General features: G+C 61.4%; 17 protein-coding genes and 3 pseudogenes. 14 read left to right on the top strand and 6 right to left on the bottom strand.

Annotation, left to right across the window (positions count from 1 at the left end; genetic code table 11):
• Nucleotides 1–510: pseudogene (locus AC3WQS_RS27950) on the top strand (alpha/beta fold hydrolase); the annotation flags it as partial.
• A gap of 319 nt (nt 511–829) precedes the next feature.
• On the opposite strand, the gene AC3WQS_RS27945 reads toward AC3WQS_RS27950, so the two are convergent.
• The 3 genes from AC3WQS_RS27945 to AC3WQS_RS27935 all read right to left on the bottom strand — a co-directional run bounded on the left by AC3WQS_RS27945 (nt 830) and on the right by AC3WQS_RS27935 (nt 4,659).
• Complete coding sequence (locus tag AC3WQS_RS27945; RefSeq protein WP_492713139.1) at nt 830–1,537, bottom strand: DUF2510 domain-containing protein; 708 nt, start codon at nt 1,535–1,537, stop codon at nt 830–832.
• A gap of 165 nt (nt 1,538–1,702) precedes the next feature.
• The gene (locus AC3WQS_RS27940; RefSeq protein WP_492713140.1) at nt 1,703–3,862 is read right to left on the bottom strand and encodes a DUF6924 domain-containing protein; all 2,160 of its coding nucleotides are present in this window, start codon (nt 3,860–3,862) and stop codon (nt 1,703–1,705) included.
• 194 nt (nt 3,863–4,056) lie between these two features.
• Nucleotides 4,057–4,659, bottom strand: a complete 603-nt coding sequence (locus AC3WQS_RS27935; protein ID WP_492741596.1) for a hypothetical protein — start codon at nt 4,657–4,659, stop codon at nt 4,057–4,059.
• A 351-nt stretch (nt 4,660–5,010) separates the two neighbouring features.
• On the opposite strand from AC3WQS_RS27935, the gene AC3WQS_RS27930 reads away from it, so the two are divergent.
• The 5 genes and pseudogenes from AC3WQS_RS27930 (at nt 5,011) to AC3WQS_RS27910 (ending at nt 10,559) form a co-directional block, all read left to right on the top strand.
• Nucleotides 5,011–6,021: a hypothetical protein gene (locus tag AC3WQS_RS27930; RefSeq protein ID WP_492713142.1), complete on the top strand. Its 1,011-nt coding sequence runs from the start codon at nt 5,011–5,013 to the stop codon at nt 6,019–6,021.
• A complete protein-coding gene (locus AC3WQS_RS27925; RefSeq protein ID WP_492713143.1) occupies nt 6,018–7,478 on the top strand; it encodes a hypothetical protein in 1,461 nt (486 codons plus the stop codon). The genes AC3WQS_RS27930 and AC3WQS_RS27925 overlap by 4 nt, the downstream gene beginning before the upstream one ends.
• 127 nt (nt 7,479–7,605) lie before the next feature.
• Nucleotides 7,606–8,055: pseudogene (locus tag AC3WQS_RS27920) on the top strand (TerD family protein); the annotation flags it as partial.
• An 81-nt stretch (nt 8,056–8,136) separates the two neighbouring features.
• Nucleotides 8,137–8,775: a TerD family protein gene (locus AC3WQS_RS27915; RefSeq protein WP_492713169.1), complete on the top strand. Its 639-nt coding sequence runs from the start codon at nt 8,137–8,139 to the stop codon at nt 8,773–8,775.
• 515 nt (nt 8,776–9,290) lie between these two features.
• Nucleotides 9,291–10,559 carry a PDDEXK nuclease domain-containing protein gene (locus tag AC3WQS_RS27910; protein WP_492713144.1) on the top strand — a complete coding sequence of 423 codons (1,269 nt, stop codon included), beginning with the start codon at nt 9,291–9,293 and terminating at the stop codon, nt 10,557–10,559.
• 1,210 nt (nt 10,560–11,769) lie between these two features.
• Here the strand turns inward: AC3WQS_RS27910 and AC3WQS_RS27905 are convergent.
• Complete coding sequence (locus AC3WQS_RS27905) at nt 11,770–12,117, bottom strand: hypothetical protein (RefSeq protein ID WP_492741594.1); 348 nt, start codon at nt 12,115–12,117, stop codon at nt 11,770–11,772.
• 315 nt (nt 12,118–12,432) lie between these two features.
• On the opposite strand from AC3WQS_RS27905, the pseudogene AC3WQS_RS27900 reads away from it, so the two are divergent.
• The 4 genes and pseudogenes from AC3WQS_RS27900 to nhaA all read left to right on the top strand — a co-directional run.
• Nucleotides 12,433–12,845, top strand: a pseudogene (locus AC3WQS_RS27900) (transposase); the annotation flags it as partial.
• Nucleotides 12,846–13,026: 181 nt separating this feature from the next.
• Nucleotides 13,027–14,070, top strand: coding sequence for an IS110 family RNA-guided transposase (locus tag AC3WQS_RS27895; RefSeq protein ID WP_492713145.1), 1,044 nt, complete (start codon nt 13,027–13,029; stop codon nt 14,068–14,070).
• A 694-nt stretch (nt 14,071–14,764) separates the two neighbouring features.
• A complete protein-coding gene (locus AC3WQS_RS27890) occupies nt 14,765–16,642 on the top strand; it encodes a BCCT family transporter (protein ID WP_492713146.1) in 1,878 nt (625 codons plus the stop codon).
• A gap of 60 nt (nt 16,643–16,702) precedes the next feature.
• The gene (gene nhaA, locus AC3WQS_RS27885; RefSeq protein WP_492713147.1) at nt 16,703–18,025 is read left to right on the top strand and encodes a Na+/H+ antiporter NhaA; all 1,323 of its coding nucleotides are present in this window, start codon (nt 16,703–16,705) and stop codon (nt 18,023–18,025) included.
• A gap of 36 nt (nt 18,026–18,061) precedes the next feature.
• On the opposite strand, the gene mihF is transcribed toward nhaA, so the two are convergent.
• Together mihF and AC3WQS_RS27875 are read right to left on the bottom strand one after the other, a co-directional pair.
• The gene (gene mihF, locus AC3WQS_RS27880) at nt 18,062–18,448 is read right to left on the bottom strand and encodes an integration host factor, actinobacterial type (RefSeq protein ID WP_492713148.1); all 387 of its coding nucleotides are present in this window, start codon (nt 18,446–18,448) and stop codon (nt 18,062–18,064) included.
• Complete coding sequence (locus AC3WQS_RS27875; protein ID WP_492713149.1) at nt 18,423–18,875, bottom strand: hypothetical protein; 453 nt, start codon at nt 18,873–18,875, stop codon at nt 18,423–18,425. Before AC3WQS_RS27875 ends, mihF begins: the two co-directional genes overlap by 26 nt.
• A 424-nt stretch (nt 18,876–19,299) precedes the next feature.
• Here AC3WQS_RS27875 and ehuB point away from each other — a divergent pair, with 424 nt between their 5' ends.
• The 4 genes from ehuB to ehuA are packed head-to-tail and all read left to right on the top strand — an operon-like array spanning nt 19,300 to nt 22,365.
• Nucleotides 19,300–20,196, top strand: a complete 897-nt coding sequence (gene ehuB, locus AC3WQS_RS27870) for an ectoine/hydroxyectoine ABC transporter substrate-binding protein EhuB (protein ID WP_492713150.1) — start codon at nt 19,300–19,302, stop codon at nt 20,194–20,196.
• 18 nt (nt 20,197–20,214) lie between these two features.
• On the top strand, nt 20,215–20,946 hold the full coding sequence (gene ehuC / locus AC3WQS_RS27865) for an ectoine/hydroxyectoine ABC transporter permease subunit EhuC (RefSeq protein ID WP_492713151.1): 732 nt from the start codon (nt 20,215–20,217) through the stop codon (nt 20,944–20,946).
• Nucleotides 20,943–21,587, top strand: a complete 645-nt coding sequence (ehuD, locus tag AC3WQS_RS27860; RefSeq protein WP_076949251.1) for an ectoine/hydroxyectoine ABC transporter permease subunit EhuD — start codon at nt 20,943–20,945, stop codon at nt 21,585–21,587. The genes ehuC and ehuD overlap by 4 nt, the downstream gene beginning before the upstream one ends.
• Nucleotides 21,577–22,365: an ectoine/hydroxyectoine ABC transporter ATP-binding protein EhuA gene (ehuA, locus tag AC3WQS_RS27855; RefSeq protein ID WP_136473210.1), complete on the top strand. Its 789-nt coding sequence runs from the start codon at nt 21,577–21,579 to the stop codon at nt 22,363–22,365. The genes ehuD and ehuA overlap by 11 nt, the downstream gene beginning before the upstream one ends.
• Nucleotides 22,366–22,448: the final 83 nt, after the last annotated feature.

Here is a 22,448-nt window from a genome sequence, read left to right as displayed (position 1 = left end):
CGGCGACCGGGTGTTTTCGATCGACTGGTTCTCATCAACTCCTGGGCGTGGCCGGTCAACGGGATTCTCCACTTCGAAGCCTTCGCGCGCATCATGGGCAGCCTCCCGATCCGTTTCCTGGTTCGTCGGGCCAACCTGCTTGTCAACGCCTTCATTCCGACAGGGCATCACCGCCGGAAACCGACCACGGCCGAGATGACCCACTACAGACTGGCCCTCGATACTCCGGAGCGACGACAGGCCACCGCTGTGCTTCCCGGCCGGATCCTCGCCAGCCGCGACTTCTTCGCTGAAGTCGAAGCCGGCCTCCCTGACCTCGCTCACCGACCGACACTGATCGTGTGGGGTGACGCGGACATCGCCTTCCGCCGGCAGGAGCGTGAACGTCTCGAAGCGACGTTCCCCGACCACACGACCGTGATCGTCACAGGCGCAGGCACTTACGTCGAATCCGACGCCCCTGACGAGTTCGTTGCCGCAATCCGCAACTGGCGCACACCCCGACAGTGACAGTGGCCGGCAACGACACCAGCGTGGCCGTGATCGGTGCACGAGCGCGAAGGACCTTCATACAAGCCAGCCGGCGAGTCGGTAAGAGCCATCATTCGGATCTATCGGCAGAAATTCGCCCAGGATTGAACGTGATTTCTACGTGCGCGCCACTCGAGAACAGCGCCTCAGCCCGACCGCTACGGCTAACGGGCTGTAGGGCGCTTCAATTGCACCGAGAGCAGATTCGCTTTCCATACCGCTCGCCCTCCCTCTCCCGCAACACCTGCGGCCAGATAAGTCGGGACTGGAACAACGAGCCGCCATTCCGCATACAGGATTAGGTCGACTGCCATCGGTCCTTACCGTCCGAACCCGGCGCGCACACCATCGGTGTGCCGCTCACCGTCACACCAACGGCCCCAGGCGTGCTGCAGTACGAACCAGGATGCACCGTGCCAACCGTCGACTGTCCACGAGTGGTGGTCGCCAGCGGCGTGTACTCCGTGACGGGCGGACGCTGATTGCGGGGCGTCCAGGTCGATCCGCACAACGCGTTTCCTTCGGCACCCATCGCATCGCGCCAGTCCGCGTCGCTGCACGAATACTCCAGCGAGCGTTGCGAAGTCGGTGGAGGTTCGGCTGGCATCATCTGCGTTGTCGGCACGTACACCTCGGACGTTTCCATGACCTCAGGCACAGTCGTTGTCGGGGACACTGCCGTCGTTGTCGTGACGGATGTCGTCGTCCGCGAGATTGTTGTCGGCGCCGCGGAACTGGTGGTGGATACGACGGACACCGAGTCTGTCTTCTCGTCGGGATCAACCCCTGCCCCGACGATCACGACACCGAGAACACCGGCAGCGAGTACAGCGACGCCCAGAATCCACGGCCATGCTCGGTTCTTCGTCGTCTGAGCGGTCGGATCACCAACAGATGCAGAGGCCATGATCTTGGGCCGAGTCTCCGATGTCCACTGTTGCCCGTCCCAATACCGATCGATGGTCGAGTCGTAGGGATCGGGATGCCAACCAGCACCAGGATTCATCGTCGATATCCGTTCTTGGGTTGCTGTCCTCGAGGCTTATCACGAAGGTCGTTCACTTGATACAGCCCAATGGATTCTCGTTTCGCGAGGCTGAACTCGAACAGTGAAATGATCGCGGTGTCCATAGCCGGGGATGTACCGAACTTACTGGCATATGACCGTTGTTCAGGGTTCTCCTGGACCGACAATTCTCAGTCCCTCAGGCGGCACTTCCTGCACGATGAACGTATCGGCGACGTCGGTCACGATGGCTACGTAGAAAACGTGTTGACCGTCGACCTGCACCGGGCAACCGATGCTGAATCCCGCGAGTCGTGGAATCCGCTCGAGAACAGGTTCGCCGCCGCCGATCTGGGCGTCACCGTGCAGGCGTGCGGCCTCAGCCAGAACAGCTCGCTGCACCGCCTCGCGGTCGACCAGGTCGTCCTCGTCCGTCAACGACGACAGCGACACCGGTTCCGTGCACACAAACGGCACCTCCAGACGCATAGGCTGCGGCACCCCACTCCCGGAGTCTGGTGCAGTGTAGGTGCCGAACCCGACGCGATACGCCGCAATCGGGCGATGCGACTCGTGGTCGATCACGAACGTCCACTGCGCACGGTGGGCGGGTACATCCCCACGCAATGCTGGACCTCTACCTGCTGTCGCCTCCAGAAACGCCTCGTATCCGACAACATCTGCGCCCGCTCCATAGTCGATGTCGCGGGCCTGGGCGTGAACCTCCGACAGATCGACCTCGAACAGAGACACCGGATACGGATACTTGCGCCCGTCGATCTCGGCATAGAAATCTCTGAGGACGTCGGTGTCGAGATCGCCTGCGATCCACCGTGCAATCTCACGGGTCGTCACCTCCGCGACCGGGCGAGCAGGCTCGGGAAATCCGCGAAAGACCCCATCGTCATCAGTGCTGTCTGCGAAGGACTCGAAGTCCATGTTCGCGATCGACAGATTGTTCTCCACACTCCACATTTCCGCCGGGATGACGCGAAATGTCCTCCCCCGTGGCCGATCCGGTTCGTCGGGGCCCGTGTAGACAGCGACAATGGGATGCTCAGGGGTTCTCACCGTCTCGGCATCGACGAGAAATGCGTAGTAGGGCGGAGGCTCGCCGATCAGCCCGAGCAGGCCGTCGACAGTCAATCCGTCATAGTCCCGATTGTCGATGCAGGTGAGATACGCCGCGAACTCCAGATCGCCGTCGCCCTCCGAAACCGGAGCCATTGCAGCGACGGCGATCTCACGCCAAGCGCCATCGTCGGTGAAATCGGTGCGGATCAGCAGCGACTCGTCGGCGAGGTGATCGGTGAGCACTCGGCCGGTTCCCAGAGCCTCGAGCAACTCTGCTTCTCGGCGATCATGTGCCTCCGCCGCAAGTTCGGCGACAATCTCGCCTGCCTCCCGACTGGGCGGGTCAACGGGCACGATCGACGCAACGATGCGAGCGCAGTCCGTTGGGTCAATGTCCTGATAACCACGAATTTCGTACGTCCAGTCACCGAGCGATTGCCGATAGCGTTGCGGGGTGGAATCGTTCGGCCACTCGAGTGCAGGTTCGCCGATCGCAGTGACCCAGCGGCGCAACGTGAATTGGGGCGACTGTCCGTGGATCGACAGACTCAGTTCGCCAGTGCGAGGATCACCCGACACCGACGTGGCAACTATCGTCATCGGGAGCCACGCCGGAACCGCCTGAGGAATCCCGGCCAGAGCGCGCTCTCGTTCCTGATGCTCACGTTGATGCCTCGCGATCTCGTCCTGAGCAGGACGCGAAGGACCCGTCCATCGGAACAATCCTGGATCGAATTCCACGTCCAGTGCGGGGTTTTCGAGCTCCATCCACTCGTCGCCGTGCTGCCACCGCAACGCGACACCGAGTTGCGCATCGAACACATAAGTCACCGTCTCGTTGGTGTACTGATCGAGAGCGGTCACCTCCCACCCCTCGCGGCCACGCACGATCGCTGCCCGCGGCGTACTGGGGTCGACGAATCGTTGGTTGTCGAACATATGACTCGACGCAGGAGGGAACGTGTCATAAGCGCGGAGAAGCAGCGACGGTGAACCGATACCTATGGTCGCATAGATCGTGTTGGGAGACTTGACGGCGTGGACCATCACGCCGTCCACGTCGCGGGACCATCTGTCCGTCGCGTTCTCCAGAAAGATCGGCTCACCCGACTCGTTTTCGTACCGCCACGCCGCCTCCGGAGCATGCAACACCAGCTGCCACGACCCGTCGGGGCGGTGAACGACGCCACGCACAGTGCGTCCCATCGTGCCGTAATTCGTGCCTCGGATCTGTTCCCACGTCGGAGCCATCCCCAAAACATACCCCACGGTACGTTTAATCGAACGAAAGCCTCCCCCAACCTCGATCCGTCGGCCCGCGCAGTTCATTGCGAGATTCGATCTGAACAGACATCTGCTTGCCCATCCAGTTTTGGCTGCTGAAACGAATCGTCGAGTCGTGGCTCGCACATACACGGATGGTTTCCCCTGCGATCCAACTATTTTCAGTAGAAACGGTCCGGGTCACTGGGGTTGTACGGGGCGACAGATACCGCGTCGATACGGGCATCCGCGATGAGAAGTTCGATCGCCTCAGCAGGTCCTCCGATCACTGCGAAGTCAGGATCGACATCGTTTGCGACACACCACGCGTGATCCGCAGGCCATATGAATGCCGGGTCAGCGTCAGAGGCACCCCGCGGGTTGAACTGGGCATCGGGGCCCCAATCAGCCCAATCCGCTAGTGCACCACCAAACAACCAGTAGCCGCGGTTCGGGATCCTCACCATCGGAACGTCATCGCCGGCCACTCCACATCCCCAGCCGTCCCACAAACAGAAGTAACAATCGTCGGGAGTTGAGGTGTAGCGGGACAGCACCTCCAGGACAACTGAGAACTGCTCGGATTCAGTGTTGTCCTCGTACCAACTTTCCGCGAATCCCATATCGGTTGGCGTCTGACCATCGATAGGGGTATCAGGAAGGAACCGGAGCCTCGCATATGCCGGAAAACCAGCCGGACCTTTCACTGAAAGCTGATACCACGGAATATCCTGCCCGACCAACCAATCGAACGACGAAATGTCAGTACACACACTCAGGCTCATCCACTCATCCTCCCCGGATAACGTGCCATCTGGGCGCACGACAACACGCGACCGCACCCGGTGTGCACCCAGTTCGTGACAAGGCTGGCGATTAACCGAGCTAGTTCACGTTGATGCACTCCCATTCAGACAATCCCTGATTTCGTCTGAGCTTCCACGTGGCAAGTCAGTAGAGTGTGTAACTCACGACGAGCGCTTCACCTTGGTCGCCCGAAACGACGTCTTGGGTGGCCGTAGTTGGGGAATCATGACGAAGCCAGTCACTTCGAAACCAACCGGTGCGTCCGCTTTGTCGGGCGGGGCCGATACTCTCTTCTCGCCAGGACACAGCGACGGAGTTCGGAGATCTCGATGGTGGAACCGCTCAGGATGGACAGGGCCAAGCAGGGCTTCGACAAAGCTGTCGGCAGCTTGGACAAGGCTGTCGGCGGATTCGGCAAGTTCGCGCGGAATAGCTCAAAGCAACTGATCGAGCAGACCAGCGACCTCGAGGACGTCGCCGTAGGCACCGCCGGGAAGCTGACCACGAAGAAGCCAGACCCCTACGAGAAGGCCATAGCCCAGTACAACGGCTCGTTCACTTCGATGAACGACAAGGGCCTTTCTCTCCTACGCCAGCGCGAACGCTCGACGGATCTGATCGAGCTCGTCGAGCTGCTGGCGAACAGCGTCGCTCACACCCCCAAGTCGTTCGAGACCGACTTCGACGAGATCGACGTCCACAAGACCGAGTTCCTGGAGGCGGAGGAGTTCGCACGCAAGGACCTCGAAGCCGCGCGAAAGTCGGCTGCCGGCGCAGGCGCTGGGTTCACCGCGGGCGCCGCGGTCGCGAGCATGGCTCCGACAGCTGCGTTGTGGGTCGCCACCACCTTCGGCACCGCATCGACCGGCACCGCGATCTCCACTCTCTCCGGAGCGGTCGCGACCAAGGCTGCTCTGGCCTGGCTCGGAGGAGGAGCCATCGCGGCCGGAGGCGGAGGCACTGCGGCAGGTGGCGCTTTGCTCGCTCTCGCCGGCCCCGTCGGCTGGACGGTCGCGGGGGCCACCCTCCTCGCATCAATCGGGCTGTTCGCGAAGAACAAGTTCGAGAACCGCGCAGCGAAACAGGAGGCGTTGACCGCGGTGAAGCAGAACACTGCGCTCGTCAAGGGCATGGACGCTCAGATCGATGACCTCCTCCGGCGCACTACCTCTCTTCGTGAACTGCTCCTGCAGAGCTACGGCGAAGCGCTGGGGTACTTCGACGCCGACTTCCGCGCGTTGTCTGCGCCGCAGCAGTCCCAGCTCGCCGCGCTGGTGAACAACACAAAGGCAGGCGCGGCCTTGCTGGGCAAGCGAATCGAGCAGGACCGGCGAAGGTGAGTGACGCGGCAACACTAGGGAAGAGCAACCAGGAACAGGCTGTCGCTGCCTGGGTGAACTACCTCAACCAGCTCCGACTGGACAACCTGCTACGCGCCCTCAATCGGCAGGACGTGAACTTCGAAGACGCGCTCGCCAGCCTCCACGACGCGATGCGGAGAATAGACCTCGAGGTGGTTGCCGCTAATCGCGGCGGAGTCAAGGGCATGCACGGCTTCATCGCCGAGGTCGCTGAGGTGGGCGTCGGCAACGCTCGGAGCCAGATCCTCGGTAACGGCCCTGTCTATCAGTGGGTTAATGACAACGGCCCCGTGGACCTGATGCGCGGCGGCGTGGAGATTCAGCAGAAGTTCGTCGCGGCCGGCGGCCGCTTCGGACTCGGCGCGATCGCGGACCATCTCGAGAGGTATCCCGACTTCGTCGAAAGCGGTGGAAAATACCAGATTCCCCGCGACCACTTCGAGGTGATCCGGAAGCTGCACGCTATGCCACGCGAGGATGCTGGCAAGCTCCTGACGCTCGGCGGTGACGGCCCATCGCTCAAGGACTGGAACCGGATCCAAGCCTTCTTCGTGGAGGGATCTGTCAGCATCGAGTCCCTCGAACCCTCGCACCTGGAGTACTCCGAGGTGCAGAGGGGCGCCTACGGCGCGACTATGGAGACGGAGGAGGATTCCCTCCGCTCCACCGACCAGTCCCTGCGCGGCGATGCCTACCGGGAAAGCCGCCCGGCCCTGCGGGAGGGCGCGAAGGCCACGCTTGCGGCCGCCGCGATCGAGGGCGGGACCGCCGTGGCGCTGGCCGTGGTCGAGAAACGCCGTGCTGGCACGCAGCTCAGAGATTTCACTGGCGAGGACTGGGCGGATATCGCGGGCGAAGGCGGTTTCGGCGTCGCCAAGGGCGGTGTCCGAGGGTTCAGCATCTACTGGCTTACGAACTTCACCGCCACCTCCGCCGCTGTCGCCAGCTCGATCGTCACCGCGGCTTTCGGCGTCGCGGAGCAGGCGAACAAGCTACGTCGTGGCGAGATCGATGACCTGGAGTTCATCGAGAACGCGGAGCTCGTCTGCCTGGAGACCGCCGTCAGTGCCCTGTCCTCCTGCGTCGGGCAGGCTCTCATCCCAGTGCCTGTCCTCGGTGCCGTGATCGGCAACACCGTCGGCATCATCATGTACAAGACCGTTTCGTCTTCCCTCTCCCAGCGGGAAGCTTCGCTGATCGCGCAATACGTCGGCGAACAGCGGGCGCTCGACGAGCAACTCGCCGCTGAGTACCGGGCGCTCATCGAGAAGCTCGATGCGAGCATGTCCGACTACCTCGGGTTGCTCGAGCGGGCCTTCTCCCCTGACCTGGAGGTCGCCCTCCTCGGATCCGTAGAGCTCGCACTCGATCTCGGGGTGGCTTCGGAAGAGGTCTTGGATTCCGACGAGAAGGTCCTCGCCTACTTTCTCGACTAGTGAGGTTCGTCGTTAGAAGCTTCGGCGAGCCCAGCCGGCATCATTTGACGCCGCACCATCCAGTCACCGACGCACACGTGAAACACCATCAGCGACGCCGAACAAAGGCGCCTCCTTAGGAGAGAACATGACTTCACTTACCCGCGGCCAGAACACACCACTGAACTCGCCGCAGCTCACCGTCAACGTCACTGGCGTCACCCCCGGCACAGTCGATCTCATGGTCTTCCAAGTGGCATCGACAGGGAAAGTACGAAACGACCACGATTTCATCTTCTTCAATCAACCCGCCTCCCCCGAAGGAGCAGTCCGACTCACCGGCCCGAGCACGGTCACCGTCGACGTCACCAGAGTGCCCACCAACATCAACACACTGCGGTTTGCCGTGAGCATGGACGACTCGACACCAGGCACTCTTGCCGGTATTGGCGGCCTCGGCGCCACACTCGGCCAGATCTCGGCACCAGCACTGGGCCTGACCACCGAACGCGCCGCAATCCTGGCCGAAATCTATCGGCGCGGTGACCAGTGGAAAATCCGCAATGTCTCGGCCGGATGGGACAGCGGCCTCGAAGGCCTTGTCACCGAACACGGTGTTGCCGTGGACGATACGCCGAACCGTCCTCCCACTCTCCCGACCAAACCCGCTCCGCCTGCGATTGTTTCACCGCCGCCCGCCGCACCACCTGTTGCGCAACAACGCGTCCAGCTCAGCAAGATCACCCTCACAAAAACCAGCCCCACCGTCTCCCTCGCCAAAGACGATCAACAGGGGACGATGCGGATCAATCTCAACTGGACCCGCGGACGACGCGGTCTCTTCGGTGGCGGCGGTGCAGTCGACCTCGATCTGGCCTGCCTCTACCAACTCAAAGACGGATCCAAAGGCGTCGTCCAAGCCCTCGGCACATCATTCGGCAACCTCAACTACCCGCCCTACATCAAACTCGACGGCGACGACCGCTCAGGTAACACCACCGGCGGCGAAAACCTCCACATCAACCTCGCCCACCTGAGCGAATTCAAACGCATCCTGATCTTCGCCTACATCTACGACGGAACCCCCAACTGGTCAGCAGCCGACGGAATCGTCACCCTGTACCCGCCCACCGGACCCGAAGTGGAAGTTCGACTGGACTCCCACAACAACCGCGCACGCACCTGCGCCATTGCCCTGATCAAGAACGAGAAAAACGAACTCACCGTCACCCGAGAAGTCCGCTACATCAACGGAACCCAATCCGAAATCTCCAAAGCGTACCGATGGGGACTGAAATGGAGCACCGGCAGAAAATAGCTTCCACGTCACGACGCCCACGACTCGCTTCCGGCAATGCGATACAAACTCAACAACGCAAAACACCCGCGGTGGCGCGGTCGTATGCAAAATGCGTCGTGTGCAAATCCTCTGCCCACACGAGCAGAGAACCCCCTCGACCGAGATTTATGCGTCTCAGTGACCCTGCCCGTACGGCTCGGATCAGCCGTAAGGCGGATAAGGTCCGACGCACCAAGCAGGAGGGGCCCTCGATCCCTCGTGAAACTCTGCTCGACGTCCTTGTGTTCGTCAACCAGCTTGCGACGGAGAACCGATCAACCGGGTCCATACTCGGTCAATGGTTCTACGGTTCGAAACTCTCTGACTGCCAGCGCTTTCCAGCGCTATAGGACAAACAGCATTGTGCTACACGGGTAAACAAACCACTGTGCCTCACAGTTGAGCAAGGATCCGACGAGAGATCCCATGCTCCGATCGTCCGCACCACATCGATACAACGAAGTCAGAATTCTTCGCATGCGAAGATGAAAGCGATGAGCACACGAGACGATCAGATCGAACCGAGCGGCTACGGCGAACTGCTCGAACAGATCAAGACACAAGTCCGCGACGCCCGCGTACAGGCCGCACGCAAAGTCAACACCGAACTCATCGTGCTGTACTGGAAGATCGGCACCGCAATCCGGCAACGACAAGCCCGAGAAGGTTGGGGCACCAAGGTCATCTCCCGCCTCGCCGACGACCTGCGCACCGAATTCCCCCAGATGCGAGGCCTCTCCCAGCGCAACCTCGTTTACATGCGGACCTTCGCCGCCGAATTCCCGCAGCCAATTGCGCAACAACCTGTTGCGCAATTGCCCTGGGGGCATGTCACCGTGCTACTCGATCGACTCTCCGACACCGCAGTGCGCACCTGGTACGCCGAACAAGCCGCCCATCACGGCTGGTCGCGCGCCACCTTGACTCATCACATCAGCTCTCAACGACACCTGCGAATCGGTAACGCACCCAACAACTTCCCGGCCACACTCGCCACGCACGAGTCCGACCTCGTCCACAGCATTCTCCAGGATCCGTACAACCTCGACTTCCTCAATCTCGACTCCGGTCACAGCGAACGCGAACTCGAAGACGCACTGATCGGACGCCTCACCCATTTCCTCAGCGAACTCGGAGCCGGCTTCGCGTTCGTCGGACGCCAGTACAAAATCACCGCCGGCGAACACGACTACTTCCTGGACCTGCTGTTCTTCCACCTCGGGCTGCGCCGATTCGTCGTCTTCGAACTCAAAGTCGGACAGGCCGAACCCGAACACATCGGCAAGCTGAACTTCTACGTCAACGTCGTCGACGACCAACTCCGCAAACCCGACCACGGGGACGGCGCCACCATCGGCATCCTGCTCGCTGCCACCCGAGACGACATCGTCGTCGAATACGCACTACGGGGGAGTCGAGTCACCACTGGCAGTGAGCACCTACACCACCTACCGGGCACTGCCCGACGACATCCGCCCGTCACTACCCACCGCAGACGACCTCGCGCACGCCCTCCGCGATGTGCCACGCCAGTAGAAGCGACCACCAAATACACACTTGGCTCAAATACACACTTGGCTGTGCCGCAACCCCATTCGACTCTGTGGATCGGCGAACAGCGCGAGCAAGCTCTTCGATATCAACAAGGAATCCAGCGGCACGTGGAGCCGGCTTCGCGTCCACGACCAGGCCAGAAGCGATCTTGTGCGGTCGGGAAAGCTGGGACTTGTGCCGCAGTGTTGATGGGACCGTTCAATTGTTGAGCGCTCTTACGACCGCCCGCCGGGGCGCTGCCCGGATCACGCGACGGGCTCACCCAACAGATCCCGATGGGTTCAGTGATCAAAATTCAGGTGGCGTATCTGACACCGTTCTCGCGCGAGGCCGGACTCAACGGATTCGCCTTCAGCTTGGACGACGAACTCAGCGTCACCCTAAACAATTCACCCCCCGACGGTCAGTGCGGCGACCTCGTAGGGTTCGTCGAAGGCGCCACGCCCACACCGTCGCCATCTGGACCCAGTGTTCACCGCACCCGAACCCGAAAACCGTCGACCGCGCCGTCGCCGAGTTCAGTTCGCCTTCACCGAGAACCAGCTCCCGCCTCTCCACATCAACCCAAAGATCCTCGAGCCCAGTGGAACTGATCGACCTGCAGGAACCAGGAACGACACCGAGCTCATCGTCACACCACTGGTGATACACATTGAACTACCGGATACTTCGAAGGCGAATCCTGCGATGACTAGGACCGTGCTGACGATCGTCGGCGGACTACCGAGCATCTTGGCGCCCTGACGGGTCGTCACGCTTCGATGGATCCGAGACTGGCACCGGACAAAGGCAATCGTCCGTTATGTTCCTTTGGCGGATTGTTGGACTGCCACCGCTCCGCACCCGTGCGGATTCTGCTCGAAAGGCCGCACCGCCATGGCACTACACAGTCACCGCCGACGACCACACCGCAGCCGACAACCTTCGAGGGCCCCGCTCTGCTGACCTCCGGAGCGCTGGCTCTAGCAACCGTAACCACCGCGCCCGTCGATACGGGGCCCCACCCCCGACACCGAGCCTCCAGCGTTCCTCGACACCACAACCTCCTACCACGCCCGCTTCTGCTAGCACGCAAGGACGGAAAGATCATCGCTGTCCAGGTCAACGCGGGCAAGGAACCGACCTGTCATCAAGCCGCAGTCGCTGGTATCGACTGCGCAGGATCGTCGCAACCGGGTACACACCAGGAAGAAGCCAACGTACGCGAAACTCGGAAGTGAAGCCGAGCCGACCTCGACGGCCACACAAACAGGGGACCGACGAGTCCGGAAAGACATCGACACACGGCATCAACACTTACATCTCGACCATACATGTAACCTCGCTCGATGTGCCCGTACTCCGCCCTTCACTTTTGAACTGCGCCTAACACCACGCCCTATTCGTCGCTACCCACCCGGGTCACGGCGTTTGGGGCCGCTACTCGGTGCCGAGAAGAGAATCGAGCCACAACAACGCCTCGAGTAGCGCTTCCGCCCGCGCCAGCGGATGACCTAGTGGCACCGACAGCTCGGCGCATACATGAGCATTTTCCTCCACCAGCAAAGCGCGGACGGTGCTCCGAATCCGCTCGTCAGGAACCGAAACTTCCTGACTACCTTCACCGAACAACTCGCCCGCAAACGACTGCGATACGCACGGGGAATGCAGACGGTCCTCGACGACACCTGCTATAGCGGCGACAATCCACACCAGCACCCCGTCGTACAGTTTCGATGCCGCACCGCGACGCACCAAAGCAGTAACTTCGGCCGACAATCTTCCCACGTCCCGATCACCGACAAGCGTCAACAGATAGCCACCGAGACACGCCTCGCGGTCCCTCGCACCATGAAAATCAGGCTCCATCCCCAAGTACTGCCCAAAGACGGGATACACAACACCTATACGAACCCGCGCTGTCCCGTCCGACCCCAACGCACTGCCCCCATAGATGCCGGAAGCCGTGAGCACCTCGTCTTCAACGCCCCCGTGATGACCCGCTGGGTCAGGGCGATGATATTGGCAGAGTCGCCGTGTTCGTCGCACCAGCTATTGGGGTCGTTGATAATCCGGGAGGCTTTGTCGCTCTTACTCGACGCGGCCCCGAACGAGGCTGCCGCTCACGCGGCGCTGGATGATCTCGCCGAACACTGGGGTGAGAGGTATCCGGCGATCATCCGATTGTGGACCAACGCCTGGCAGGAGTTCATCGCGTTCCTCGATTACGACATCGAGATACGTCGAGTGCTGTGCTCCACGAACGCGATTGAGTCCTTGAATGCCCGGGCCCGCAGGCGGTGAAAGCTCGTGGGCATTGCCCTACCGAGGCGGCTGCGCTGAAGTACCTCTATCTGGTGACCCGCTCACTGGACCCAACAGGAAAGGGCCAGGGACGATGGATAACGAGGTGGAAGCCTGCTCTAAACGCATTTGCGATCACGCTCGCTGATCGTTGTCGGGATCGGAAACCTACTGATGGAAAACCCCGAAACACCGTTAGCGCCAGTGTTTGACTGGAGGGGTCCGGCGGGTTCGCTCCACCTGTTACTTGCCGTTGGTGGCCATTATCTGTAGTGCGGCCTGCCGGATGCCAAGGACCGGTCGGCGTGGCTTGAGAGGAGCGTGGAATCGCCCCTGACTGGGATGTGCCCACCGACCGATCCCTGATCCCCTCAAGGACAAGGAGACGGTTCAATGATCACTCTGGGAGTCGATGCGCACAAGCGCACCCACACCATCGTCGCGGTCGATCCCAACGGTCGCCAGCTGGCATCGAAGACGATCACCACGACCACGAAAGAACATCTGGGACTGCTGACCTGGGCCGAGCAGTTAGCCAAGGGCAACGGTCTGCTCTGGGCAATCGAAGACTGCCGACATCTGTCGCGGCGGCTGGAACGCGACCTGCTCGCCGCAGGCCAGTCGATCGTGCGGGTGCCACCAAAGTTGATGGCCCACGTCCGTGACTCTGCTCGCACCTACGGCAAGTCCGATCCCATCGATGCGCTGGCCGTCGCACGGGCCGCTCAGCGCGAACCCGACCTTCCCACGGCCCGATTGGATGGCCCTGACCGCGATGTGCGGTTACTCGGCGATCACCGTGAATCCCTTGTTGCAGAACGTACTCGGGCGATCAATAGATTGCGCTGGTATCTACATGAACTCGACCCGTCCTGGGAACCGAAGGCCCGATCGCTGGATCGACTTGCCATCCTGGACAAGGTTTCGACACACCTGGACCCGTTGACGGGAACTGTTGTGCGACTTGCCCGCGGTCTGCTCGATCGGTGCCGCGCACTGACCAAGCAGATCAACGAGCTCACCGCAGAAATCACTACGTTGGTAGCAGATATGGCGCCGTCCTTGATCGCGATCCCTGGCTGCGGAGCCATAACTGCGGCCAAGATCCTTGGTGAGACCGCGGGGGTCGATCGGTTCCGATCCAAGGACGCCTACGCCCGTCATAACGGCACCGCGCCGATGCCGGTCTGGTCCTCCAACAGGGCGCGCCACCGGCTCAGCCGTACCGGGAATCGCCAACTCAACGCGGCCTTGCACCGGATCGCGCTGACCCAGGCGCACTGGCACGAACCAGCAAAACAGATGATGGAACGCCGCAAGGCCGGCGGTGACGGTGGCATGGAGGCATTGCGTGTGCTCAAACGGCGGCTCTCTGACGTCGTCTACGCGGGCCTACGAACCGACCTCACTGCGGGCGTCGAAACTGCTGCCGCTTGACAGAGGAGCTAAAGATAGACCCACCGTCGCGAGGACGAGGTTCAGGGACTGCTGACGCCGATCAACGGGCGACTGCACTGCCGTTGTCATCGGTCTCGGTCCTTCACCCCTGCCGGGGCCCATCCTCTCCGGTGCCATGCCTTGCCGGCAAAGGCATACAAGTGGCTGCATTGCATCACGATTTCGCACCGAGACGCTGGAACGCACTCGGGTCGACGCCGTCCGGTAACAAGATATCGAGGATCAAGACGGAACGGCACACAAAGTACCCCGGGGAGCGAGCAACTCGGCTACAGAATGGAAACAACATCGCCGTCAGGACAACGCACGACATTGCTGCTGCCATCGGCAGCAGGATCGGCGCAGTGTCGCGTTTATTCACGCGCCCTCGGTAGCCTGCTCATCAGGGCCGGAACACTACCCGGCAGTAGGGTGCCCGACAACATATCCCGGTTGCGGGCGTCGGTCGGAGTCGGCGAGACCACGATGCGGAATCAAAAATGCCTCTCCCGGCACCCTACTCTCGTATCGGCTGCGATTTGAGCAATCGCAGCATCAGCCTCTACGGTCGGACAAGCTCGAGCACACCTACTAGTCGACATCGGTCACTATGTCGGGCGAGCGCGACATACATGCCCCGGGGCGTTGTGTCGCACTGCGATCGTCCGGTGTGGTGGCTTCCTGAGGAGGACACGTGAGCGCAGTGAAAGAAGCGTGGCGAGGCATCCGGAAACCGGTTTTCGTTCCCGCGTCGATCGTCATCGTGGCCATGATCGTGTTCTCCGTGGTCTATGCCGGTACCGCGGAAGATGCGTTCGGCTCCCTGAATTCAGCGATCAGCGACGGCGTCGGATGGTGGTACATCCTCACCGCCACCGGTTTCGTGATTTTTGCGCTGTACTGCGGTGTCAGCCGTGTCGGCAACATCCGGTTGGGACGTGACGACGAGCAGCCCGAGTTCGGGATGCTCTCGTGGTTCGCCATGCTCTTCAGCGCCGGCATGGGCATCGGCCTGGTGTTCTACGGAGTAGCCGAACCACTTTCGCACTATGTGAACCCTCCCGTCGCGGGCGGAGTCGCCGGATCCACGGACGCCGCAGCCAATCAAGCGATGGAGCTGACGTTGTTCCACTGGGGTCTGCATGCCTGGGCTATCTACGTCGTCGTCGGTCTGGGTCTGGCGTACATGACGTACCGAAAGGGCCGCCCGCTGTCGATCCGTTGGCTGCTCGAGCCGCTCCTCGGACGCGCTCGCATCGAAGGCGGTATCGGTCATACGATCGATGCGATCGCGATCATCGGCACGTTGTTCGGTGTCGCGACCTCGCTCGGTTTCGGCGTGCAACAGATTTCGGCCGGTCTGGACTACCTCGGCTGGGTGGAGACCGGAAACGTGCTGACGGTCGTCCTGATTACTTGTGTCACCGGGCTGGCCACGTTTTCCGTTGTCTCCGGAGTATCCAAGGGGCTCAAGTGGCTCTCGAACATCAACATGGTTCTCGCCGCGAGTCTCGCGATTTTCGTCCTCGTGCTCGGTCCGACTCTTTTTCTGATGCAGTCGTGGGTGCAGAACCTGGGTGGATACGTCCAGGCTTTGCCTGAGCTGATGCTGCGCACGTCTCCGTTCGCCGAAGACGGTTGGGCCGGTGCGTGGACGATCTTCTACTGGGGTTGGTGGATGAGCTGGGCGCCGTTCGTCGGCATGTTCATCGCGCGCATCTCACGCGGCCGCACCATCCGTGAATTCGTCTTCGGTGTACTGCTCGCCCCCACTGTCATCGGATCTCTGTGGTTCACGATCTTCGGGGACTCCGGCATTCTCCGTCAGCGCAACGACGGCGACATGCTCACAGCTGACGGGTCAGTCGACACCAACACGACCTTGTTCCATCTTCTCGACGGCCTTCCCCTGTCCACGGTGACCAGTGTCCTCGCCATCGCAGTGGTGGTGTTCTTTTTCGTCACCTCCTCCGACTCCGGCTCTCTGGTCATCGACATCCTCTCCACCGGCGGCGATTTGGAGACACCGAAGATCACACGGGTCTACTGGTCAGTGCTCGAGGGAGTGGCCGCAGCGGTACTACTCCTCGTCGGTGGAAGTGGCTCGTTGACAGCGCTGCAAACCGCGTCGATAGCGACCGCGGTGCCCTTCTCCATCGTCTTGGTACTCGCCTGCGTATCCATGCTCAAAGCGTTCCGCTACGACGTGGCCACCACCCCGCGATACTTACGCGTCTCCTCGCACGGTTCGGGCGCCACCACCGACGAGGAACTGCTACCGACAGAGAAAGCCCGCGGAAAACGCCACCCCAGCGGCATCTCTGCTACCTTCGCCGGCCTTGCTCCCTCGACTCGGGATCTTCCGAAGCAGGACACTGACGAGCAGCTCGTGCTGGCAGTGCACGAGGTGTCCTCGCACTCCATCGACGTGGATCCGGCGACCGGTGCGATCGCATACTCCGGCAACGGAGTACTCGACGATCCGCTCGGCGGCGAAATCTTCGATACTCCCGAATTCGCGCAGTCCGCAGAAGGACACTCCCAGGCCAGCGGCCGCGACGAGACCGTCTAACTCTGCATCCGCGAACGAGAGAGTGCTCTCGCCACCGACCACCGAAAGCAGGCTGCACCCATGACGCAACAGCCGCCCAGCCCTCCTGCCGGCAAGCGGGCGCTCTTCGCTCGTGGCTCGTGGACCGAAACAGCGCGTATCGCTGCCCTCTTACGCGGTGAAACCGTCGGTGGTGCTCTGTTGCTGGCCGCCACGGTCGTTGCGCTCGCCTGGGCGAATTCGCCGTGGTCGAACGCCTACGACGCACTCTCCGAATTCCGAATCGGCCCCAGCGCATTGGGGTTGAATCTGCCTCTGGAGACCTGGGCAGCAGATGGACTACTGGCGATCTTCTTCTTTGTCGTCGGACTCGAACTCAAACGAGAGTTCGTCGCGGGCGATCTGCGTGATCCTGCCCGCGCAGCGCTTCCGATAGCTGCCGCCGTGGGCGGCATGCTCACCCCGGCGCTCATCTTCGTCCTGGTCAATCTTCGGACCGGTGACGGGGCACTGGCCGGCTGGGCCATCCCGACAGCAACCGACATCGCGTTCGCCGTCGCGGTGTTGGCGGTGGTGAGCACGCACCTTCCCTCGTCCCTGAGAACATTTCTGTTGACCTTGGCGGTGGTGGACGACCTTCTCGCCATCACCGTCATCGCCATCTTCTACACCGACGATCTCGATGTCGCGATGTTGGGGGCGGCCCTGATTCCGTTGGCCTTGTTCACTCTGGCGGTCCAAAAGAAGGTGCGGTCGTGGTGGGTTCTCCTCCCGCTCGCCGGTGCGACCTGGGTACTGGTACACGAATCCGGTATCCATGCCACCGTGGCCGGAGTGCTCCTCGGGTTCGCAGTCCCTGTCATTCGCAGTCCGGCCGCCGGGGGCCCGGATGCGGGCCCAGGCTTGGCGGAACACTTCGAACGCCGCATCAGACCTGTCTCAGCAGGTTTCGCGGTACCGGTGTTCGCGTTCTTCGCGGCCGGAGTCACGGTGGGCGGAATATCAGGACTGACGAATGCCCTGACCGATTCCGTCGCGCTGGGCATCATCGCAGGGCTCGTGGTCGGCAAAACGGTCGGGGTGTTCGGCACGACCTATATCCTCGCCAGGTTCACCCGGGCCGTACTCGATGAAGGCTTGTCCTGGATCGACGTCTTCGGGGTGGCGATTCTGGCGGGAATCGGCTTCACGGTCTCGTTGTTGATCGGAGATCTCGCCTTCGGTGCAGGCTCCTTGCGCGATGACCATGTCAAGATCGGCGTTCTCGCCGGCTCCGTTCTGGCTGCTCTGTTGGCGTCGATCGTGCTTCGTCTGCGTAACCGCGCATACCGGATCATCGCCGAGAACGAGGCCCGCGACGACGACGGTGACGGTATCCCCGACGTATATCAGTCGACCGATTGAATTCGGCTACCACAGCGGCGACGGACATCGGGTCCGCTACCGAAATTTCTTGCGCCACTGGATCGGGTAGGTGGTGGCATCTATCAATTGCTGCCGCTGCCGCGCGCGAAGGCCTCCGAGGCGGCGAGAACTGTCGATTCCGATGCCGTCCAACAGTCGTTGCGCGCCAACAGGTCCCACGCCGGGTAGCGATTTCATCAAGTCTACAACCTTGATGCGGGCGATGATCTCGTCACGATCTGCTGCATCGAGAACATCTCGTACACCGATTTCACTGGCCTTGAGTTGCTGGAGCATTCGCGCACGGGCCATGCGGGCATGTTGGGCGTTGACGAGCCCGAGGCGGCGTTGTCGATCGGTCAGCGGCGGAGGTCTCACAGTTACCCTCGGTGCGCAGCTATTCTCGTACCGCCGGAACCCCATCTCGCGGGTTCTCGAAAATTCGAACAGCTTGCGCAACAACAGAATAAGCAACAGAGGGAACCTGGGCTTCAGCAGGCAGCACCGACAGCTTCTCCTTGGTCAATGCCGAATTCAGTGCCCGCAGCGGTGTCGCCGCCCGACCCATCCAGGGCGTCAAGACCTCCACTGCGCTCGTGTGAGGAACACCGAGACGCCCCACTTCGTCGACGACCTTGTCGAAGGTCAGCCAGACCTGATCGTCGAGTTGTTCGGCGAAGAGGGTGTAAGCACCCCAGGTCCATTGAGCACGTTGGAGATTCGCACTCACACTGATGGCACCGTCAGCGGACTGGCCGCGCAGTTGCCCGTCCTCCCACACCCAGTCGATCACCGGGTCGGGTTCGGTTCGCCTGTGCGGTGTGGACATGTCGATCGCGTTCGCTCTCATCGTTTCCTTGCGCTCATGCAGGTGCTTCGGTTGCGCAGAAGAGGCTCTGCGTCCCTCGGGCTGGCGATCATGCAACCACGTTTGACCGGTGGTGTGAACCGAGGAATTCCGTCCCGGGTCGCACCCGGCCACTGTTTACGCAGGTATGCCTGGTTTTCGCGCGGCCGAAATCGATATACGACTGTGACATTGTCGCCAGTCGTGTGCATCTGCGTGTTCAACATCGTTGTCTGGAACAACATTTGGACAGAACCCGCGCGAAAGACGGCGGTGTTGCTACCTCGATCACGGCTCGTGTTAGGTTCGAACCGAAGATCGCCGATCCCGGTCGAGCGCAGCGCACGCGCTCGATCGGAGGTAACGGCGCCACGAGAAACACCGACCTGGGCACAGTTGACCTCGGTACAACGGGAAGGCTCGATTCATGACAGGCATGCACTTTCGCGGTACCTCTCTGCGACGATCGTCGATCGCACTGGCAAGTGGTGCGATGCTCCTGACTGCCGTCACGGCGTGCACATCGACGAGCGACACCGACAGCGCCGATCACCTGCAGTCCCTACAGGACACAGGCGCGATCACGGTCGGGTTTGCCGGCGAAGCGCCGTACAGCTTCGAGGAGAACGGTCAACTCACCGGCGCAACCGTGGCGTTGCACCGCGAAATATTCTCCCGGTTGGGTATCGACACGGTCGAAGGGGTCAACGCCGACTTCGGCTCTCTGATCCCTGGACTGCAGGCGAACCGCTTCGACGCCGTCAGTGCGGGTATGTCCATCCTTCCGAAGCGATGTGAGCAGGCCGCGTTCGGCGACCCCGAATTCAACTACACGACGGCCCTGATGGTTCCGGCCGGCAACCCGCAGAACCTCACGGACATGGAGTCCATCGCGGCCTCCGGCGCGAAACTGGCCACCATGACAGGTGCGATCGAATCCGACTACGCCGATGCACTGGCCATTCCTGCTGTCCAAGTGGCCTCACCGCAAGACGGGATGGACGCCGTTACCTCCGGTCGTGCTGACGTGTTCGCATTGACCGCCATCTCACTGAACTGGATGAAGAACAACAACCCCGGCGCTGCTGTCGACGTCACTGATTCCTTCGTCGCCACGATCAACGGAAAGCCACAGGTCGGGGCAGGTGCGACGGTCTTCCGCACCGATGACACCGAACTTCGTGAGGCCTACAACGCGGAACTTGCGAAAATCACCTCGGACCCGCAGAAATATCTCGAGATCGTCGGCCCCTTCGGGTTTACGGAAAAAGAACTCCCCGATCCGGAACTGACCACTGACAAGTTGTGCTCGGGAGCCGCTTGAGGTAGCTGGTAGCTCCCGATGAGTACGAATATCGATGCCCTTGTCGAGGCGTGGCCACGTATCATCGACGGTGTCGCGGTCACCGCCGCACTGACCTTCGGTGGGGCAGCATTGGCCTTTGTACTCTCGCTCGTCCTCGGCTATGCGGTCGGTGTGCGCAACCGTTGGATGAGGTGTCCGGCGAGGGTGGTGATCGAGTTCTTTCGAGGAACTTCCCTTCTCGTACAACTGTTCTGGCTTTTCTACGTACTTCCGTTGTTCGGGTATCAACTCGAGCCGATGTTGTGCGGAGTTCTGGCGCTCGGTCTGAACTACGGCGCGTACGGCGCCGAGGTGGTTCGGGGAGCGATGGCGGCTGTACCGATCGCGCAGAAGGAAGCATGCATCGCCCTGGGTTTCTCACCGTGGCTGCAGGTACGCAAGGTCCTCTTCCCTCAGGCTTGGGTACAGATGGTCCCTCCGCTGACGAACCTGCTGATACAGCTCCTCAAAGGAAGCGCCCTGGCCAGTTTCATCCTGCTTCAGGACCTGACTTATCAGATCGAGCAGCTGCGCCGCGGGACCGGCGACACGATCTTCGCGTTCGGCGTGGGGCTGATCGTCTACTTCGTTCTTGCGTATGCGTTGACGTTGGTGATGAACGTGGTCGAGATCCGTGCCAAACGCCGTCTCGGTCTCGGGCCGTCGCTGCGAGAAGTACTCAGCATCAAGCCCGATCGAGGCGATGAACTCGTAGGAGTGGGGCGATGAGCGTCGAATGGAGTTGGCAACGCGCCGCTGACTCACTCCCGATCCTGATCGACGGCTTCAAAATCACTTTGCTGGCGACAGTGCTCGGAATGGCAATCGCATCGGTTCTCGGTTTGGTGATTGCGATCGCTCGCCGCACCTGCCCTGCGTACGTGCGAGTTCCCCTGCGCTGGATCACCGAGTTCATCCGGCTGACCCCGCTCGTCGTCCAACTCCTGTTCGTGTACTACTTGCTTCCGCAATTTTCCGCGCTGCAGATCGGTATCGCGGTTCTGGGTGTCCACTATTCGACGTATATGGCCGAGGTGTACCGCGCAGGAATCGAAGCGGTTCCCGCCGGACAATGGGAGGCTGCGCGAGCCCTGTCTCTTCCGACGACGAGAACGTGGCGAGCTGTGGTTCTTCCGCAGGCTGTACGCGCCACCCTACCGGCGCTGGGAAACTACGCGATTTCCATGTTCAAGGACACACCGTTCCTCTTCGCCATCACGGTGGTCGAATTGGTCACCGCTGCACAGCAATACGGAGCTCGCACCTTTCAATATCTGGAGCCGATCACGATGGCAGGAGTGATCTTCCTCCTCGCCAGCTACCCCACGTCCGTGCTCATCCGACAAGTGGAGAAACGTCTTGCCTACTGACGAGAACACCCGCTCGGCGATTTCGTTCGAGCACGTGGTCAAACGATTCGGCACGCACACCGTGCTCGACCACCTCGATATCGCGATCGAGCGCGGGGAACGCGTCGCGTTGATCGGGCCGAGTGGATCGGGGAAGACCACCATACTGCGGATCCTGATGACACTCGAGAAGATCGATTCCGGACTCGTACGTGTCAACGGACAACCGTTCTCCCACGAAATCAAAAACGGGCAGTTGGTCCCAGCCGGTGAACGACACCTACGCGCCGCTCGGTCCAAGATCGGGATGGTCTTCCAACAGTTCAACTTGTTTCCGAACATGACTGTCCTGGAGAACATCACCGAAGCACAAATACACGTTCTGCGCCGAAGCAAGGCCGAAGCAGATGCCCGCGCCCGTGAACTACTCGCCCTCGTCGGGCTCGCCGACAAAGAAATCGCACACCCGAACACACTGTCGGGAGGTCAACAACAGCGCGTGGCCATAGCCCGAGCATTGGCCATGGACCCCGAAATCCTCTTGCTCGACGAAGTCACCTCGGCTCTCGACCCGGAATTGGTCGCCGACGTTCTCGACGTACTACGAACAATCGCTGCCACCACGGACATCACCATGCTCATCGTCACCCACGAAATGGGGTTCGCGCGCGATGTCGCCGATCGAGTACTGGTCTTCGACGCCGGAAAGATCGTCGAGGAGGGCCCGCCGGAACAGATTTTCGACTCCCCCACCCAGGACAGGACGCGCACCTTCCTCAAAGCGGTTCTCAAGCATTGACCACGACGTATGCCGCAACCGCAATCTACGGCTCCGGCCGTGGGCGGGTCATCTCGATATCGTCCAGACTGCGAGGACCACCA

This window comes from Rhodococcus sp. FW305-130, assembly GCF_058788335.1.
Note: the sequence above shows the minus strand (reverse complement) of the source record. Positions and strands in the feature narration are given on the sequence as shown.

Excerpts from the sequence above, each read along its gene's own strand:
- AC3WQS_RS27945 (WP_492713139.1), bottom strand. The coding sequence starts at position 1,537 with ATGAATCCTGGTGCTGGTTGGCATCCCGATCCCTACGACTCGACCATC.
- AC3WQS_RS27940 (WP_492713140.1), bottom strand. The coding sequence starts at position 3,862 with ATGGCTCCGACGTGGGAACAGATCCGAGGCACGAATTACGGCACGATG.
- AC3WQS_RS27935 (WP_492741596.1), bottom strand. The coding sequence starts at position 4,659 with ATGAGCCTGAGTGTGTGTACTGACATTTCGTCGTTCGATTGGTTGGTC.
- AC3WQS_RS27930 (WP_492713142.1), top strand. The coding sequence starts at position 5,011 with ATGGTGGAACCGCTCAGGATGGACAGGGCCAAGCAGGGCTTCGACAAA.
- AC3WQS_RS27910 (WP_492713144.1), top strand. The coding sequence starts at position 9,291 with ATGAGCACACGAGACGATCAGATCGAACCGAGCGGCTACGGCGAACTG.
- AC3WQS_RS27895 (WP_492713145.1), top strand. The coding sequence starts at position 13,027 with ATGATCACTCTGGGAGTCGATGCGCACAAGCGCACCCACACCATCGTC.
- nhaA (WP_492713147.1), top strand. The coding sequence starts at position 16,703 with ATGACGCAACAGCCGCCCAGCCCTCCTGCCGGCAAGCGGGCGCTCTTC.
- mihF (WP_492713148.1), bottom strand. The coding sequence starts at position 18,448 with ATGGGGTTCCGGCGGTACGAGAATAGCTGCGCACCGAGGGTAACTGTG.
- AC3WQS_RS27875 (WP_492713149.1), bottom strand. The coding sequence starts at position 18,875 with ATGAGAGCGAACGCGATCGACATGTCCACACCGCACAGGCGAACCGAA.
- ehuB (WP_492713150.1), top strand. The coding sequence starts at position 19,300 with ATGACAGGCATGCACTTTCGCGGTACCTCTCTGCGACGATCGTCGATC.
- ehuC (WP_492713151.1), top strand. The coding sequence starts at position 20,215 with ATGAGTACGAATATCGATGCCCTTGTCGAGGCGTGGCCACGTATCATC.
- ehuD (WP_076949251.1), top strand. The coding sequence starts at position 20,943 with ATGAGCGTCGAATGGAGTTGGCAACGCGCCGCTGACTCACTCCCGATC.